Origin of the sequence: Streptomyces sp. (assembly GCF_050698815.1) — a bacterium.
Lineage (GTDB): Bacteria > Actinomycetota > Actinomycetes > Streptomycetales > Streptomycetaceae > Streptomyces.
Genome location: NZ_JBOHCV010000764.1, coordinates 16,593 through 32,066, shown reverse-complemented (window position 1 = coordinate 32,066; position 15,474 = coordinate 16,593). Strand labels below are relative to the sequence as shown.

The following is a 15,474-nucleotide window of genomic DNA, read 5'->3' as shown; positions in this document are numbered from 1 at the left end:
GCGGGCACGGGTGGCGCGCTCCGGCTCGCGGCGGAGCAGGCGCAGCGCCGCGAGGGCCGCGCCGGTGGCCGCCGGGGCGAGGCCGGTGTCGAAGATGAACGTGCGGGCGGTGTCGATGAGGTGCTCGATCACCCGGGCGGGTCCGAGAATCGCGCCGCCCTGGCTGCCCAGCGACTTGGAGAGGGTGACGGTCGTGACCGTGTCGGCGGCGCCGGCCAGTCCCGCCGCGTGCGGGGCACCGCGACCGCCGTCGCCCAGTACGCCCAGACCGTGGGCGTCGTCGATCAGCAGCGCCGCGCCGTGCGTACGGCAGGCGGCGGCGAGGGCGGGCAGCGGCGCCGCGTCGCCGTCGACGGAGAAGACGGAGTCGGTCACCGCCAGGGCCCGTCCGGTGTGCCCGTCGAGGGTCTTTCGCACGGCATCGGGATCGGCGTGCGGGACGACGGCGGTCTCGGCCCGGGACAGCCGGCAGCCGTCGATGAGAGAGGCGTGGTTGCCCGCGTCGGAGACGACGAGGCTGCCGGGGCCGGTGAGCGCGGTGACCGCCGCGAGGTTCGCGGCGTAACCGGAGGAGAGGACGAGCGCGGCCTCGAAACCGCAGAAGGCGGCGAGTTCGGCCTCCAGCTCGGCGTGCAGGGCTGTGGACCCGGTGACCAGGCGTGAGCCTGTGGCGCCCGCGCCCCAGCGGCGGGCGGCGCTCGCGGCGGCTTCGGTGATCTCGGGGTGGCGGGTGAGGCCCAGGTAGTCGTTCCCGGCCAGGTCCAGCAGTGGGGACTCGGCGGCGCGGGGATGCAGCGTGCGGCGCAGGCCGGCACGGTCCCGGTCGCCGCGGGCCCCGTCGATCCAGGCGAACGGGTCACCCGGGGCCGGCGGACCGGATGACGGGGCGGAGGGGTCGGCGGGGGCCTGGGGCTCCTCGGGCATGGGCGGGCGTCCTCGGGATCCGTTGCTGGTGTGCTGACCGGTCATGCCCCCGCGTCGTACGCGAGGCGTCTTTGTATACGGTCCATAGACCGTAGTCCTTCGAGGGCGGGGCCGCGGTGTGGTGATACACACACCTCCCCGGGGCCGTCTTGTCGGCTCTCTGCTTGGCTCTGAGCGGGGGAATCAGCAAGGATCAGCGTCATGGACCTGCTGAACACGCTGGTGGAGAAGGGGCTTCGGCGCGAGCTGCCGACGCGCGACGAGGCCCGCGCCGTATTGGAGACCTCCGACGACGAATTGCTCGATGTGGTGGCCGCGGCCGGGAAGGTGCGGCGGCACTGGTTCGGGCGGAGGGTGAAACTCAACTATCTGGTCAATCTGAAGTCCGGGCTCTGCCCGGAGGACTGTTCGTACTGCTCCCAGCGGCTGGGCTCGAAGGCCGAGATCCTCAAGTACACCTGGCTCAAACCGGATGAGGCCGCCGCCGCCGCGGCGGCCGGACTGAAGGGCGGCGCCAAGCGGGTGTGCCTGGTCGCCAGCGGCCGGGGGCCCTCGGAGCGGGACGTGGACCGGGTCTCGGAGACCATCTCAGCCATCAAGGACCAGCACGAGGGCGTCGAGGTGTGCGCCTGCCTGGGACTGCTCTCCGACGGGCAGGCGGACAAGCTGCGGACGGCCGGCGCGGACGCCTACAACCACAACCTCAACACCTCCGAGGCGACGTACGGGGACATCTGCACCACGCACGACTTCACGGACCGGCAGGAGACGGTGCGGCAGGCCAAGACGGCGGGTCTGTCACCCTGTTCCGGCCTGATCGCGGGGATGGGCGAGGGCGACGAGGACCTGGTCGATGTGGCCTTCGAGCTGCGCGCCCTGGACCCGGACTCGGTTCCGGTCAACTTCCTGATCCCGTTCGAGGGAACGCCGCTGGGCGAGGAGTGGAATCTGACGCCGCAGCGGGCGCTGCGCATCCTGGCGATGGTGCGGTTCGTCTGCCCCGACGCCGAAGTGCGGCTGGCCGGCGGGCGCGAGGTGCATCTGCGGTCGCTGCAGCCGCTCGCGCTGCATGTGGCGAACTCCATCTTCCTCGGCGACTACCTGACCAGTGAGGGCCAGGCCGGCCAGGCCGACCTGGACATGATCGCGGACGCGGGCTTCGAGGTGGAGGGCACCGGCACCACCACGCTGCCGGAGCACCGGTCCGGGGCGGGTGATCTGGTCGCCGTCCGGCGGCGGGGTGCCGGCACGGAGCTGCCGCCCAATGCCTGAGCGCGGTCCGCGCGGCCCGCGGGGGCGGTACGAGCCTTCCCCGATGACGCCCGACGAGCTGCTGGCACTGGACCGGCAGCACGTCTGGCATCCCTACGGACCCATGCCGGGCCGCACGGAGCCGCTGGTCGTCGAATCGGCGGCCGGGGTGCGGCTGCGGCTGGCCGAGGAGGTCTGCGGGCGGCGCGAGCTGGTCGACGGGATGTCTTCGTGGTGGTCGGCGGTGCACGGCTACAACCACCCCGTTCTGAACGAGGCGGCGCGCGGCCAGCTGGAGCGGATGAGCCACGTCATGTTCGGCGGACTCACCCACGAGCCGGCGGTGCGGTTGACGAAACGACTTGTCGATATCACCCCGGCGGGTCTTGAGCATGTCTTCCTCGCCGACTCCGGGTCCGTCTCGGTCGAGGTCGCCGTCAAGATGTGCCTGCAGTACTGGCGTTCGCGGGGCCGGCCCGGCAAGCGCCGGCTGCTGACCTGGCGCGGCGGCTACCACGGCGACACCTGGCAGCCGATGTCGGTGTGTGACCCCGAGGGCGGTATGCACGAATTGTGGTCGGGGGTGCTGCCGCGGCAGGTCTTCGCCGACGCGCCGCCGGCCGGCTTCGACGCCGGACCTGACGAGGGGTATCTCGGGCGGCTGCGTGACCTGGTGGCGCGGCACGCGGACGAGCTGGCCGCGATGATCGTGGAACCGGTGGTGCAGGGCGCGGGCGGCATGCGCTTCCACTCCCCCGCTTACGTACGGGCGCTGCGCGAGGCGTGCGACGAGCACGACGTATTGCTGGTGCTGGACGAGATCGCCACCGGCTTCGGGCGCACGGGTGCGCTGTTCGCGGCTGAGCACGCGGGGATCACCCCGGACGTGATGTGCCTGGGCAAGGCACTGACCGGCGGTTATCTGACTCTTGCGGCGACCCTGTGCACGACGCGGGTGGCCGAGGGGATCTCGCGGGGCGAGGTGCCGGTGCTGGCGCACGGCCCCACGTTCATGGGCAATCCGCTCGCCGCGGCCGTCGCCGACGCGTCACTCGGCCTGCTCCTCGGCCAGGACTGGGCCGGTGAGGTGCGCCGGATCGAGGGCGGGCTGCGGGCCGGGCTGGCGGCGGCCACCCGGCTGCCCGGGGTGCGCGAAGCGCGGGTGCTCGGTGCGATCGGGGTGCTGCAACTGGACCACGAGGTCGACATGGCCGCGGCCACCAGGGCCGCCGTGCGGACCGGTGTGTGGCTGCGGCCGTTCCGCGACCTGGTGTACGCGATGCCGCCGTATGTGACCGGCGACGAGGATGTCGCGCTGATCTGCGCGGCCATGCGCGCCGCGGCGGCGGAAGGATGAGGCCGGTGCACGGGATCCTCGTCGTCACCGGAACCGGCACCGGGATCGGCAAGACGGTGACCACGGCGGCGCTGGCCGCGGTCGCGCTGGGAGCCGGACGCTCGGTGGCCGTGCTCAAGCCCGCCCAGACCGGAGTGGCGGCGGAGGAGCCCGGCGACGTGGCCGAGGTCCGGCGGCTGGCGGGTGAGGCGGTGACGGGCGCCGAACTCGCCCGCTTTCCCGAGCCGTTGGCTCCCGCCACGGCGGCACGCCGGGCCGGCCGGCCGTACGTGCGTGCGGAGACGGTCGCCGAGGAGGCGGAGAAACTGGCCGCCCGGCACGACTTGGTGCTGGTCGAAGGTGCCGGCGGGCTGCTGGTGCGTTTCGACGACGCGGGGACCACGCTCGCGGACGCGGCCCGGCTGCTGGCGGCTCCCGTGCTGGTGGTCGCGGCGGCGGGTCTGGGCACGCTCAACGCGACGGCGCTGACCACGGAGGCGCTTCGCTCCCGGGGCCTGCGTGCCGCGGGTGTGGTCATCGGCGCTCTCCCCGCCGACCCCGACCTGGCGACACGCTGCAACCTGGAGGACCTGCCGGAGGCGGCGGGCACGCCACTGCGCGGTGTGCTGCCCGCGGGTGCCGGGGCCCTGCGGCCCGCGGACTTCCGTGCGGCAGCGGGGAGTTGGCTGTCACCTGAGCTGGGCGGGAGCCGGCCGGACCGCTGAGCCGCCCGTCCGGGCAGCGCGCCGGTGACCCGCGGCTGCGGTGTGCCCGGGCGTGGGCTTCCGCGGACCGGGGGAGAATCGGGCGTGAGGCAACCGAGTCCGACGCGAGGAGCCCCCATGCCCGTACCGGATGCGCCGCCGTCGTGCGACGCCGTACATCATCCGCTGTTCGCACGGTTCTACGTGCGGCTGAGCAACGCCGCCGACGTACGGGCCGGAGTGGGCGCGCACCGGGAGGAGCTGCTCGCGGGGCTCAGCGGGCGGGTGCTCGAGATCGGGCCCGGCAACGGGCTCAACTTCTGCCGCTATCCGACGACGGTCACCGAAGTGGTGGCCGTCGAACCCGAGCGTCATCTGCGGCAGTTGGCCGCCGAGGCGGCACTGCGCGCCCACGTTCCGGTGGATGTGCTGCCGGGGACCGCCGGGTCGCTGCCGGTGGCGAGCGCGTCATGCGACGCGGCTGTCTGCTCGCTGGTGCTGTGCTCGCTCGGCGACGTGCGGCAGGCCCTCGGGGAGGTGCGCCGGGTGCTGCGGCCCGGCGGGGAGCTGCGCTTCTACGAACACGGCCGGGCCGAGGGAAGGCGCGGGATGCTGCGGGTGCAGCGCGCTCTGGACGCCACTGTGTGGCCGCGCCTCTTCGGAGGCTGCCACACGGGAGGGGACCCGGTCGGCGAGATCCGGGCGGCGGGCTTCACGCAGATCTCCTTCCGGCGGCTGATGGTGCCGGAGAAGGGGCCGGTTCAGCCCTCCTCCTTCCATGTGCTGGGGAGCGCGCGCTGTCCGTGAACCGGTCCGTCGGTCGGATCGTGGTGGCGAACCCCGCCGACCCCGGGTCCGCATGGTGAAACCCGCTCGTGGCCTCGGCCGGCCGGGTGCTGGGATACGGGCATGGATGATCTCGCGATACGGGCAGCGACCGACGCGGACCTCGACCGCGTGCTCGCTTTCTGGAAGACCGCCGCCGAGGGCACCAGCATCAGCGACGACACGGACGGCGTGGCCGTCCTGGTCGCCCGCGACCCCGAGGCCCTGCTGCTGGCGGAGCGGAACGGGGAGCTCGCGGGCACGGTCATCGCCGCCTTCGACGGGTGGCGTTGCCATCTCTACCGGCTCGCCGTGGACCCGCGGCAGCGGCGGCAGGGCGTAGCCACAGCGCTGCTGACGGCGGCCGAGCAGCGGTTCGCAGAAGTGGGCGGCCGGCGGGCGGATGCGATGGTCCTCGACCGTAACGCGTCGGGCCGAGGGGCCTGGAGCGCGGCGGGCTACGCCTCGGAACCCCAGTGGAGCCGCTGGGTCAAGCACCTGGTCTGAGGGCATCGGGCCGAACGGGCGGGGAACGCGGGGCCGGGCTGTCCGATTACGATGAACAACTCCCGTCACTCCGCTACCCCGCCCGCAGCCGGGGCAGCCCCGACCGAAAGGTGTGAGAGTCCGCCCATGGGCGACCCTCCCAACAGCACACAGCGCGATGACCGGCATCGCGTGAACCTCTCCTCCGTTGCCGCTCCCGGGGCGGGGGCGCAGCGGTGACCGAGGTGCTGTTCCTCCTTCTGGCGCTCCTGCTGGCGCTGGCCTGCGGTGCTTTCGTCTCGGCGGAGTTCTCGCTGACGACCGTCGAGCGCGCCGACCTGGAGCGGGCCGTGCAGCGCGGTGAGCGGGGCGCGCAGAGCGCCATGGAGGCCGTGCGGTCGCTCACGTTCCAGCTCTCCGGTGCGCAGCTCGGGATCACCGTCACCAACCTCGTGGTGGGCATGCTCGCCGAGCGCTCCATCGCCACGCTGATCGCGGGACCGCTGGAGACGCTGGGCGTGCCGTCCTCGACGTCCTCCTCGGTCGCGCTCGTCATCGCCACGGCCGTCTCCAGCATGGTCTTGATGGTCATCGGCGAGCTGGTGCCCAAGAACCTGGCGATCTCCAGGCCGCTGCCCGTCGCCAGGGCGGTCGCCACTCCGCAGCGTGTCTTCTCCGCCGCCTTCCGGCCGTTGATCCGGCATCTGAACAACACCGCCAACCGCATCCTGGGCCTGATGGGACTGGAACCCACCGAGGAGCTGGCCTCCGCCCGTTCTCCGCAGGAGCTGGTGGCGCTCGCCCGGCATTCGGCGAAGGAGGGCGCGCTGGAGGCGGACACGGCCGACCTGTTCGTACGGACTCTGCACCTGGCGAAGCTGACCGCGGAGAACGTGATGACTCCGCGGGTGCAGGTCACCTCGCTGGAGGTGCAGGCCAACGCCGAGGACGTCGCGAACGCCACCCGGGCGACGGGCCTGTCCCGCTTCCCCGTCGTCCGCGGCGGTCTGGACACGGTCGTCGGCATCGTACGGATCAAGGACGTGCTCGCCGTGCCCGCCGAGGAGCGGATGCGCTACCCGGTGACCGGGCTGATGCGGGAGCCGTTGCTCGTCCCGGAATCGCTGACCGTGGACCGGCTGCTGGACCGGATGCCGGGCGGTGACCGCAGTATCGCGGTCGTCATCGACGAGTACGGCGGCACGGCGGGCGTGGTCACCCTCGAGGACATCATCGAGGAGGTCGTGGGCGAGGTCCGCGACGAGCACGACCCTCAGGAGCCGCCGGACCTGGCGCCGGCCGGCGAGGACCCGGAGGGCCGGCGCGTCTTCGACGCGGACGGCGCCAGCCGCACCGACCAGCTGGCGGCCATCGGGATGCACCCGCCGGAGGGGCCCTACGAAACCCTGGCCGGCCTGGTCGCCACCGAACTGGGCCGCATCCCGGAACGAGGTGACACCACCGACGTCGCGGGCTGGCACCTGGAGGTGGTGGACGCGCGAGGGCGGCGCGCCGCCCGGGTGCGGCTGACCGCTCCGCTGCCCGCCGATGAGGAAGCCGACGACGGGGAGGTCCTGCCGTGACCGCGATCCAGCTGTTCATCGGGCTGCTGACACTGGTCGTCAACGCCTTCTTCGTGGGCGCCGAGTTCTCGCTGATCTCGGTGCGGCGCAGCCAGATCGAACCGCGTGCGGAGGAGGGCGACCGGCGGGCGCGCAGCGTCATCTGGGGCCTGGAGAACGTCTCGGCGCTGCTGGCCGCGGCGCAGCTGGGCATCACGCTGTGCACGCTGGTGCTCGGCGTGGTCGCGGAGCCCGCGATCGCTCATCTGCTGGAACCCCTCTTCAAGTTGCTGGGGGTGCCGGTGGGGCTGACGCACATCATCTCGTTCGTCATCGCGCTGACGCTGGCCACCTACGCGCACATGCTGCTGGGCGAGATGGTGCCGAAGAACATCGCACTGGCCGAGCCGGAGCGTACGGTGCTGGTGCTGGGCCCGCCGCTGGTCGCTCTCTCCCGGGCGCTGAAGCCGGTGATCTTCACGGTGAACGCCTTCGCCAACAGTCTTCTGAAGCTGCTTCGTGTGGAGCCCAGGAACGAGGTGGAGTCGACGTTCTCGGACGACGAGCTGGCTCAGATGGTCGCCGACTCCAGCGAGGCGGGACTGCTGGACGACCGTGCGACGGAGCGGCTGCGTGACGCACTGGAGCTGGGCCGCCGGCCGGTCGGCGCGGTCGCCCGGCCCACCGAGCGGGTGGTGGCGGCGCGGCTGGGGGTGACCCCGGAGGAGCTGGAGCAGCTGTCCGCCACCTCGGGCTTCTCCCGCTTCCCCGTCGTGGACGGCAACGGGCGGGCGCTGGGCTATCTGCACGTCAAGGACGCCTTGGACGCGATGCCCCGCGATGCGGCCTTCCCGTCCACGGCGATGCGGCCGATCGCGCTGGTGCAGGCGTCGATGACGCTGGATGACGTACTGGGCGCGATGCGCTCGAGCCGTACGCACCTGGCGGCGGTGATCGGCGCGGACGGCCGTACCGGAGGGGTGGTCACGATGGAGGACGTGCTGCGTGAGCTGGTAGGCAGGAATCCGCAGGGGAACACGCCGGCCTGACCCCGCCGGGGCACCGCCGGGCCGAAGTGTGAGCGATGACCCGACACACGGCCCGCCCGGAGCAACCGGATAAGATGACTGACCGTGAACAGCGCGTCCCCCGCCTCCCGCTCCTCCGGCGTTCCCGTCATCGGCAGCTTCGCCGCCCTCGGCGACTCCTTCACGGAGGGCATGTCGGACCGCCTCCCGGACGGCACGTACCGGGGGTGGGCCGATCTGCTGGCCGCCCGGCTCGGCGCCCGGACGGACGGTTTCCGCTACGCCAATCTCGCGGTGCGCGGCAAGCTCATCGGGCAGATCGCCGAAGAGCAGGTGGATGTGGCGGCGGCGATGGGCGCCGACCTGGTGACACTGGTCGGCGGGCTCAACGACATCATGCGCCCCAAGTGCGACATGGGCCGGGTGCTGGGGCTGTTGGAGGAGTCCGTGGGGAAGCTGGCGCCCAGCTGCGGACAGCTGGTGCTGATGCGCAGTCCCGGTCGGCGCGGGCCGGGGCTGGAGCGCTGTCGGCCGCGGATGGAGCAGTTGTTCGCCTTCATCGACGAGCTGGCCGGCCGGCACGGTGCGCTCGTCGTGGACCTCTACACGGACGAGTTCCTGGCCGATCCGCGGCTGTGGGCCGAGGACCGCCTGCATCTGACCGACGAAGGGCACCGCAGGGTGGCCGAGGCGGTGTGGCAGCGGCTTGGCCACCCCGCCGAGTCGGACTGGAGGGCGCCGCTGCCGAAAGGCGTGCCGAGGTCCTGGCTGGCCCGGCGGCGCGCGGACGTGCGCTTCACGCGGGAGCACCTGGTGCCCTGGGTCGGGCGGCGGCTCACGGGCCGCTCCTCGGGCGACGGGCGTGCGCCCAAGCGTCCGGACCTGACGTCGCTGGCCTGCGAGGACACCCCGTAGTGGCCGGGGCCCGACCACGTAGAATCGGTCGGCGTGACTGACAAGCCCCGCATTCCGAACGTCCTGGCCTCCCGCTACGCCTCCGCTCAGCTGGCCCGCCTGTGGTCCCCCGAACAGAAGGTGGTGCTGGAGCGGCGGCTGTGGCTCGCGGTGCTGCGGGCGCAGCGGGACCTGGGCGTCGCGGTGCCCGAGGAAGCGCTCGCGGACTACGAGCGGGTGCTGGCCGACGTCGACCTCGCCTCCATCGCGGAACGTGAGAAGGTCACCCGGCACGATGTGAAGGCCCGCATCGAGGAGTTCAACGCGCTGGCCGGCCACGAACACGTACACAAGGGCATGACCTCGCGGGACCTGACCGAGAACGTCGAGCAGCTGCAGATCCGGCTCTCGCTGGAGCTGGCCCGGGACCGCACGGTGGCGCTGCTGGCGCGGCTGGGCAAGCTGGCCGGTGAGCACGCCGAGCTGGTGATGGCCGGCCGTTCGCACAACGTGGCCGCGCAGGCGACCACGCTCGGCAAGCGCTTCGCGACGGCCGCCGACGAACTCCTGGTCGGCTACGGGCGGTTGACAGACCTGCTCGCCCGCTATCCACTGCGCGGCATCAAGGGCCCGGTCGGCACCTCACAGGACATGCTCGATCTGCTGGGCGGCGACGAGGAGCGGCTGGCCGAACTGGAGCGGCGGATCGCCGGCCACCTCGGCTTCGCGCACGCCTTCACCTCCGTCGGCCAGGTCTATCCGCGCTCCCTCGACCACGACGCGGTCAGCGCGCTGGTGCAACTCGCCGGCGCGCCGTCGTCGCTGGCGAAGACGATCCGGCTGATGGCGGGCCAGGAGCTGGTCACCGAGGGTTTCCAGGAGGGGCAGGTCGGCTCCTCGGCGATGCCGCACAAGATGAACACCCGCTCCTGCGAGCGCGTGAACGGACTGATGGTGATCCTGCGCGGTTACGCGTCGATGGCGGGCGAACTCGCGGGCGACCAGTGGAACGAGGGCGACGTCTCCTGTTCCGTGGTGCGGCGGGTCGCGCTGCCGGACGCCTTCTTCGCGTTCGACGGGCTGGTGGAGACGTTCCTGACGGTGCTGGACGAGTTCGGCGCCTTCCCGGCCGTCGTGGAGCGCGAGCTGGACCGCTACCTGCCCTTCCTGGCCACCACGAAGGTGCTGATGGCGGCGGTACGGACGGGGGTGGGCCGGGAGACCGCGCACGGGGCGATCAAGGAGCACGCGGTCGCCTCGGCGCTGGCGCTGCGCGAAGGCGCCGAGGGCAACGAACTGCTGGACCGGCTGGCCGCGGATGAGCGGATCCCACTGGACCGCGGGGAGCTGGCCGCGCTGATGGCCGACCGGCTCTCCTTCACGGGGGCGGCCGGCGGTCAGGTGGGCGCCGTGATCGCCCGTATCGGGGAGGTCGCCAAGCAGCACCCGGAGGCCGCGGGCTACGCCCCGGGGGCGATCCTCTGACGCGACGGGGGCACCGCTGGACGCGGGAGGAGCTGGAGGCCGCCCGTGGCCGGACCGTTCCGGACGTGTCCGCCGAGGATCTCAGAGTGCTCTTCTGTGGCATCAACCCCGGTCTGATGTCGGCGGCGACGGGGCACCATTTCGCCCGCCCGGGCAACCGGTTCTGGCCCGTACTGCACGCCTCGGGCTTCACACCGCGGCAGCTGCGGCCGGAGGAGGAGCGCGAGCTGCTGACCTACGGGCTGGGCATCACCAACGTCGTCGCGCGGGCGACCGCCCGTGCTGAGGAGCTGAGCGCCGAGGAGTACCGCGAGGGCGGCCGGCTGCTGGCCGAGAAGGCCGGCCGCCTGCGGCCCCGCTGGCTCGCGGTGGTGGGCGTCACCGCCTACAGGGTCGCCTTCGAGGACCGCACGGCTCGGATCGGGCCGCAGGAGCGGCTGATCGGCGGCGCGCGGGTGTGGGTGCTGCCCAACCCCAGCGGTCTCAACGCCCGTTGGACACCGCAGACGCTGGCGGAGGAGTACCGGCGGCTGTGCGCCGCGGCGCGTGAGGCGGGCGGCTAGGGCGGGTCGTTCGCGGTGACGGCGGCCAGCAGCTGAAACGGCAGCTCGTCATCCTGCTGCGAAACGCCCAGCGCTATCCACCGGCCCTCGGCCCGCCACACTTCCAGGTAGGGGACACTGCCGCTCAGCTCGTGCCAGGGCTCAGGCATCTCCTCACCCTCCATGCTCCGGATCAGCGTGCTGCGCAGGCTGAAGATCTGCGGCTCACCCCAGCGCCCGGTCAGCAGTGCGCTGAGCCCCCCGCACTCCGCCTCGTACTGCTCCTCGGCCTCCCGCCTTCCGGTGCCCTCGTCATCCCAGAAGCTCTCACTCGTGGCCAACTCGGCGATGTGGAAGCCGGGACCACTGACCACCGCGGCCGATCTGCCGCGCTGCGCCGGGAAGGCACGCGCGCACAGCAGGTCGATCGTCGCGAGGTGGTGGGCGAGAGCGGTCACGGTGTCAGTAAACCGCGCCGCACTGACACATGACAGCGTCTCAGGCATCGCGACGGCGCAGGGCAGCACTCGTCGTGACCGCGGGCAACCGATACGATCCGCCCCACACGCACAGTCAGGGAGGCGGACTTGGCGCGGCTCACCGGCACGGATCCGTCCCTGCTGCGACGGATCAACTCCACCGTTGTGCTGCGCGAGCTCCGCTCGGCGGTCGGCCGGCCGCCGCTGACGCTCACCGATCTGGTGCACGCGACCGAGCTGTCCCGGCCCACCGTCGAGGGGGTGGTCGAGGGCCTGATCGAGACCGGGCTGGTGGCGGAAGCCGAGGAGGCGCCGGGTGGTTCGGCGAGTGCCGCCCGCCGTGGGCGGCCCGCGCGGCGCTTCCGCTTCCGCGCGGAGGCGGGGCACGCGCTCGGAGTCGAGATCGGTTCGCACCGCGTCGCGGCCGTACTCTCCGATCTGACGGGCCGGTTCACGGGCACGGCCACGCACGAGGCGGATGAGAGCGCCACCGCCGACGACAGGCTCGCACAGGCGGACCGTACCGTCGACGAGCTGCTGCGCACGGCAGGAGTGCGGCGCGAGACGCTGCGCGCGGTCGGGGTGGGTACGCCCGGCATCGTGGAGGCAGACGGCACGGTGCGGCTGGGCATGGCTCTGCCGGGCTGGACCGGGCTACCCCTGGGTGAACGGCTGCGGCGGTCCTTCCGATGCCCGGTTCTGGTCGAGAACGACGCCAACGCGGGCGTGGTCGCCGAGCGTTGGAAGGGAGCCGCGACGGGTGCCGAGGACGCGGTGATGGTGCTGGTGGGGCTGAGCCCGGGCGCCGGTTCCCTGATCGGCGGGCGGCTGCACCGCGGCTTCGGCGGGGCGGCCGGGGAGATCGGCGCACTGCACCTGCTGGGGCGCGAGGCCACGCCGGAGCATCTGCTGTCCACGACGGGCGAGCCGCTGCACCCGCTGGACGAGGCGGCGGTCGCCCGGGTCTTCGCCCTCGCCCGCGGCGGTGACGAGCGGGCCGGCCACGCCATGGAACGGTTCGTGCAGCGGCTGGTGCACGACGTGGCCGCGCTGGTGCTCGCTCTGGACCCGGAGCTGGTGGTGATCGGCGGATGGGCGTCCGGGCTGGATGCCGTACTGGACCCGCTACGCGGGGAGTTGGAGCGCTACTGTCTGCGCCCGCCGCAGGTCGCCCTGTCGGTGCTGGGCGAGGCGGCGGTGGCCACGGGGGCGCTACGGCTGGCGCTCGACCAGGTGGAGGGCGAGCTGTTCAGCGTGGAGGGCGCGTCCGAGGGGCGGCCGGGCTGACTCGCCTGCCGCCCGGCGGCCCGCCACAGCCTGCGGCTCAGCCGGCCAGCAGCGCGTCGGAACCGGTGTCGCCGAAGGTGAGCCTGCAGGTGTCGGCGCGGTAGGTGGAGACGGTGACGGCGGCGGTGCGCCCGTCGGCGAGGTAGCGGGTGCTGACGACCAGGACGGGCGCGCCCGGCAGCCTGTCGAGCTGACGGGCGTCGTCGGCGCGGGCGGAGCCGAGCTCCACCGTGCGCTCCTGACCCGCCAGGTCCAGGCGGTGCAGCTCGCGCAGCACGGCGCGGCCCCGGGCGGCGCCGCCGGAGGACTCGATGGCGGGCAGCCCGGGTACGGACGAGAACGGTACGTAGAGCAACTCGGCGGCGACGGGCTGACCGTGCGTCATCCGCGTACGGCGCACCACTTGCACCGGTACGCCGTCGCTCTCGCCCAGCATCTTGGCGACCACGGCGGGCGGTGCGGCCTCCTCGCAGTCGTCGGTCTGCCAGTCGTCGCCCGGCGCACCCGGCCAGCCGTGCCCGGTGGAACCGACGTCGATGCCGAAGCGGGGCGGTGCGACGGTGGTGCCGACGCCGCGTCGGCGCTGCAAGCGGCCTTCCAGCTCGAGCTGTTCGAGGGCCTGGCGCAGCGTGGCACGGGCGACCCCGAAGCGGGCTGCCAGCTCGCGCTCGTTGGGCAGGATCTCGCCGACCGCGAACTCGGAATCGAGCGCGTCGGACAGCACGGTCCTCAGGTGCCAGTACTTCGGCTCCGGCACCGCGTCCACCTGTGTGGTCCCCACAGTGGCCTCCGCATTCCCCGCCTGCCGCCCGGACGGTCATCGCCGGACTTTATGCGTGCTTGTTTCTTAAAGGTTGTTGCGTATGCCCGACGATAGGGCGGCCCGTGTACTTGGTCAAGACCAATCCGTCACCATCTGCCGCTGTCCCGCGAGGCGGCGGGATGACATGATCGATCATCGCTCACTCGCCCTGTGGAGGCATCCATGGCCCAGCAACAGCAGCGGATCACCGTCGTCACCGGTGGCGGCCGGGGCATCGGCGCGGCAGTCGCCCTACGGCTGGCCCGGGCCGGGCACCACATCGGGATCGGCTACGAGCACGCGAGCGAGGCCGCCGAACTGACCGCGCAAGCGGTACGCGCCGAGGGCGTCAGGGCGCTGCCCGTACAGCTCGACACCAGCGTCGAGGAGCAGGTCGAGGAACTGTTCCGCACGGTTGGGGAAGAGCTGGGACCGGTGACGGGGCTGGTGAACAACGCGGGCGTCACCGGGCCGTTGGGCCGCTTCACCGAGACCCCGACGGCCGTGCTGCGGCGGGTACTCGATGTCAACGTCCTGGGCACGCTGTTGTGCGCGCGGCGGGCGCTGCGGGAGATGTCGACGGCGCACGGCGGCGCAGGCGGCTGCGTAGTCAACATCTCCTCCGGGGCGGCGACGCTCGGCGCCCCGGGCGAGTACGTGCACTACGCCGCGTCCAAGGCGGCGGTGGACGCGATGACGGTCGGCCTGGCCAAGGAGTTCGGACCCGAGGGCGTACGCGTCAACTCCGTGCAGCCCGGCGCGGTGCTGACCGGGATGCACGCCGCGATGGGCGACCCGGACCGGGCCTGGAAGAAGGCGGCGACGATCCCCGTGGGCCGCCCCGGCGAACCGGAGGAGATCGCGGGCGCGGTGGCCTGGCTGATGTCGGACGAGGCGTCGTTCACGACCGGTGCCGTCCTGCGGGTCGCGGGCGGGGCCTGACGGACGGTCACGGCCGCAGGTGTGCGACCTTGTCGGGATTGGTGATGGCGTAGACGCACTGGATGCGGCCGTCGGCCACGTCCAGCTGGAGGACCGCCTGCGCGGCACCGTCGCGGGTGGCGAGCACCGCCGGGGAACCGTTGAGTTCGAGGAGGACGAAGCCGAGATCCGCGCTCTGCTCCGCCACGGCGAACAGGAAGCGGCCGACCTTCCCGGCGGAGGTGACGGTGCGCAGCGGCGCCTTGGCCTTGCCGCCGCCGTCGCCGACCAGCCGCGCGTCCGGGGCGAGGATCGCCAGCAGGGCTTCGAGGTCGCCCCGCAGGGCCGCGTCGAGGAAACGCTGGGTGAGCTCACGCTGCTGTTCGGGGTCGACCTCGAATCGGGGGCGGCGCTCGGTGACGTGCCGGCGGGCTCGCCCCGCCAGCTGCCTTACGGCCGCCTCGTTGCGGTCCAGCGCGACGGCGATCTCCGCGTACGGGAACCCGAACGCCTCGCGCAGCACGAACACCGCACGCTCCAGCGGCGACAGCGACTCCAGCACCACGAGCAGGGCCAGGGAGACGGACTCGGCCAGCACCACGCGGTCGGCGGTGTCCGGCACCGGTCCGGAGAGCGCGTCGGTGGCCAGCGGCTCGGGCAGCCACGGGCCGACGTAGGCCTCGCGCCGGGACTGCGCCTGGCGCAGCCGGTCGATGGCGAGCCGGGTGGTGACACGTACCAGGAAGGCCCGCGGCTCCCGTACGTCCTCCCGGTCGGCGGACGCCCAGCGCAGCCACGCCTCCTGGACGACATCCTCGGCGTCGGCGATCCGCCCCAGCATGCGGTAGGCCACGCCCAGCAGCACCGCCCGGTGCTGCTCGACGACCTCGGTCGCGGCGCTGTCGGCCGCCGCGGTGTCATCGGCTCTCACCGGCCCATCATGGCACC

At 72.7% G+C, this 15,474-nt stretch carries 16 protein-coding genes; 12 read left to right on the top strand and 4 right to left on the bottom strand.

Going from position 1 to position 15,474, the window contains the following annotated elements:
- Nucleotides 1-924 (bottom strand): 8-amino-7-oxononanoate synthase (locus tag ACRDP3_RS27395; RefSeq protein WP_431519704.1); only part of this gene is annotated, 924 nt, incomplete at its 3' end.
- A 201-nt stretch (nucleotides 925-1,125) separates the two neighbouring features.
- On the opposite strand from ACRDP3_RS27395, the gene bioB reads away from it, so the two are divergent.
- The 10 genes from bioB (at nucleotide 1,126) to mug (ending at nucleotide 11,058) form a co-directional block, all read left to right on the top strand.
- Entirely contained in the window at nucleotides 1,126-2,196 is a 1,071-nt protein-coding gene (gene bioB / locus ACRDP3_RS27390) for a biotin synthase BioB (RefSeq protein ID WP_431519703.1), read from the top strand.
- Nucleotides 2,197-2,239: 43 nt separating this feature from the next.
- Complete coding sequence (locus tag ACRDP3_RS27385) at nucleotides 2,240-3,532, top strand: adenosylmethionine--8-amino-7-oxononanoate transaminase (protein WP_431519702.1); 1,293 nt, start codon at nucleotides 2,240-2,242, stop codon at nucleotides 3,530-3,532.
- Nucleotides 3,533-3,537: 5 nt separating this feature from the next.
- On the top strand, nucleotides 3,538-4,236 hold the full coding sequence (bioD, locus tag ACRDP3_RS27380; RefSeq protein WP_431519701.1) for a dethiobiotin synthase: 699 nt from the start codon (nucleotides 3,538-3,540) through the stop codon (nucleotides 4,234-4,236).
- Between the two features lie 117 nt (nucleotides 4,237-4,353).
- Entirely contained in the window at nucleotides 4,354-5,022 is a 669-nt protein-coding gene (locus ACRDP3_RS27375; protein WP_431519700.1) for a class I SAM-dependent methyltransferase, read from the top strand.
- 102 nt (nucleotides 5,023-5,124) lie between these two features.
- Nucleotides 5,125-5,547: a GNAT family N-acetyltransferase gene (locus tag ACRDP3_RS27370; protein ID WP_431519699.1), complete on the top strand. Its 423-nt coding sequence runs from the start codon at nucleotides 5,125-5,127 to the stop codon at nucleotides 5,545-5,547.
- Nucleotides 5,548-5,762: 215 nt separating this feature from the next.
- On the top strand, nucleotides 5,763-7,109 hold the full coding sequence (locus tag ACRDP3_RS27365) for a hemolysin family protein (protein ID WP_431519698.1): 1,347 nt from the start codon (nucleotides 5,763-5,765) through the stop codon (nucleotides 7,107-7,109).
- Nucleotides 7,106-8,137 carry a hemolysin family protein gene (locus ACRDP3_RS27360; RefSeq protein WP_431519697.1) on the top strand — a complete coding sequence of 344 codons (1,032 nt, stop codon included), beginning with the start codon at nucleotides 7,106-7,108 and terminating at the stop codon, nucleotides 8,135-8,137. Before ACRDP3_RS27365 ends, ACRDP3_RS27360 begins: the two co-directional genes overlap by 4 nt.
- A gap of 84 nt (nucleotides 8,138-8,221) precedes the next feature.
- A complete protein-coding gene (locus tag ACRDP3_RS27355; protein ID WP_431519696.1) occupies nucleotides 8,222-9,031 on the top strand; it encodes an SGNH/GDSL hydrolase family protein in 810 nt (269 codons plus the stop codon).
- A gap of 33 nt (nucleotides 9,032-9,064) precedes the next feature.
- On the top strand, nucleotides 9,065-10,495 hold the full coding sequence (gene purB, locus ACRDP3_RS27350; RefSeq protein WP_431519695.1) for an adenylosuccinate lyase: 1,431 nt from the start codon (nucleotides 9,065-9,067) through the stop codon (nucleotides 10,493-10,495).
- Nucleotides 10,496-10,560: 65 nt separating this feature from the next.
- Nucleotides 10,561-11,058, top strand: a complete 498-nt coding sequence (gene mug, locus ACRDP3_RS27345) for a G/U mismatch-specific DNA glycosylase (RefSeq protein ID WP_431519694.1) — start codon at nucleotides 10,561-10,563, stop codon at nucleotides 11,056-11,058.
- Here mug and ACRDP3_RS27340 read toward each other — a convergent pair.
- The gene (locus ACRDP3_RS27340) at nucleotides 11,055-11,495 is read right to left on the bottom strand and encodes a hypothetical protein (RefSeq protein WP_431519693.1); all 441 of its coding nucleotides are present in this window, start codon (nucleotides 11,493-11,495) and stop codon (nucleotides 11,055-11,057) included. The two genes, mug and ACRDP3_RS27340, sit on opposite strands and share 4 nt — an antisense overlap.
- Before the next feature lie 129 nt (nucleotides 11,496-11,624).
- Between ACRDP3_RS27340 and ACRDP3_RS27335 the strand changes: the two genes are divergently transcribed.
- Nucleotides 11,625-12,803, top strand: a complete 1,179-nt coding sequence (locus tag ACRDP3_RS27335) for an ROK family protein (protein WP_431519692.1) — start codon at nucleotides 11,625-11,627, stop codon at nucleotides 12,801-12,803.
- Nucleotides 12,804-12,840: 37 nt separating this feature from the next.
- On the opposite strand, the gene ACRDP3_RS27330 is transcribed toward ACRDP3_RS27335, so the two are convergent.
- On the bottom strand, nucleotides 12,841-13,584 hold the full coding sequence (locus ACRDP3_RS27330; protein WP_431519691.1) for a GntR family transcriptional regulator: 744 nt from the start codon (nucleotides 13,582-13,584) through the stop codon (nucleotides 12,841-12,843).
- Nucleotides 13,585-13,788: 204 nt separating this feature from the next.
- Here ACRDP3_RS27330 and ACRDP3_RS27325 point away from each other — a divergent pair, with 204 nt between their 5' ends.
- Nucleotides 13,789-14,547: an SDR family oxidoreductase gene (locus tag ACRDP3_RS27325; RefSeq protein ID WP_431519690.1), complete on the top strand. Its 759-nt coding sequence runs from the start codon at nucleotides 13,789-13,791 to the stop codon at nucleotides 14,545-14,547.
- 7 nt (nucleotides 14,548-14,554) lie between these two features.
- Here ACRDP3_RS27325 and ACRDP3_RS27320 read toward each other — a convergent pair whose 3' ends face one another.
- Nucleotides 14,555-15,457, bottom strand: a complete 903-nt coding sequence (locus ACRDP3_RS27320) for an RNA polymerase sigma-70 factor (protein WP_431519689.1) — start codon at nucleotides 15,455-15,457, stop codon at nucleotides 14,555-14,557.
- Nucleotides 15,458-15,474 lie beyond the last annotated feature (17 nt).

What these genes read in the sequence shown, in the direction of transcription:
- ACRDP3_RS27370 (WP_431519699.1), top strand. Translation starts at nt 5,125, where the DNA reads ATGGATGATCTCGCGATACGGGCAGCGACCGACGCGGACCTCGACCGC.
- bioB (WP_431519703.1), top strand. Translation starts at nt 1,126, where the DNA reads ATGGACCTGCTGAACACGCTGGTGGAGAAGGGGCTTCGGCGCGAGCTG.
- ACRDP3_RS27385 (WP_431519702.1), top strand. Translation starts at nt 2,240, where the DNA reads ATGACGCCCGACGAGCTGCTGGCACTGGACCGGCAGCACGTCTGGCAT.
- ACRDP3_RS27325 (WP_431519690.1), top strand. Translation starts at nt 13,789, where the DNA reads ATGGCCCAGCAACAGCAGCGGATCACCGTCGTCACCGGTGGCGGCCGG.
- ACRDP3_RS27375 (WP_431519700.1), top strand. Translation starts at nt 4,354, where the DNA reads ATGCCCGTACCGGATGCGCCGCCGTCGTGCGACGCCGTACATCATCCG.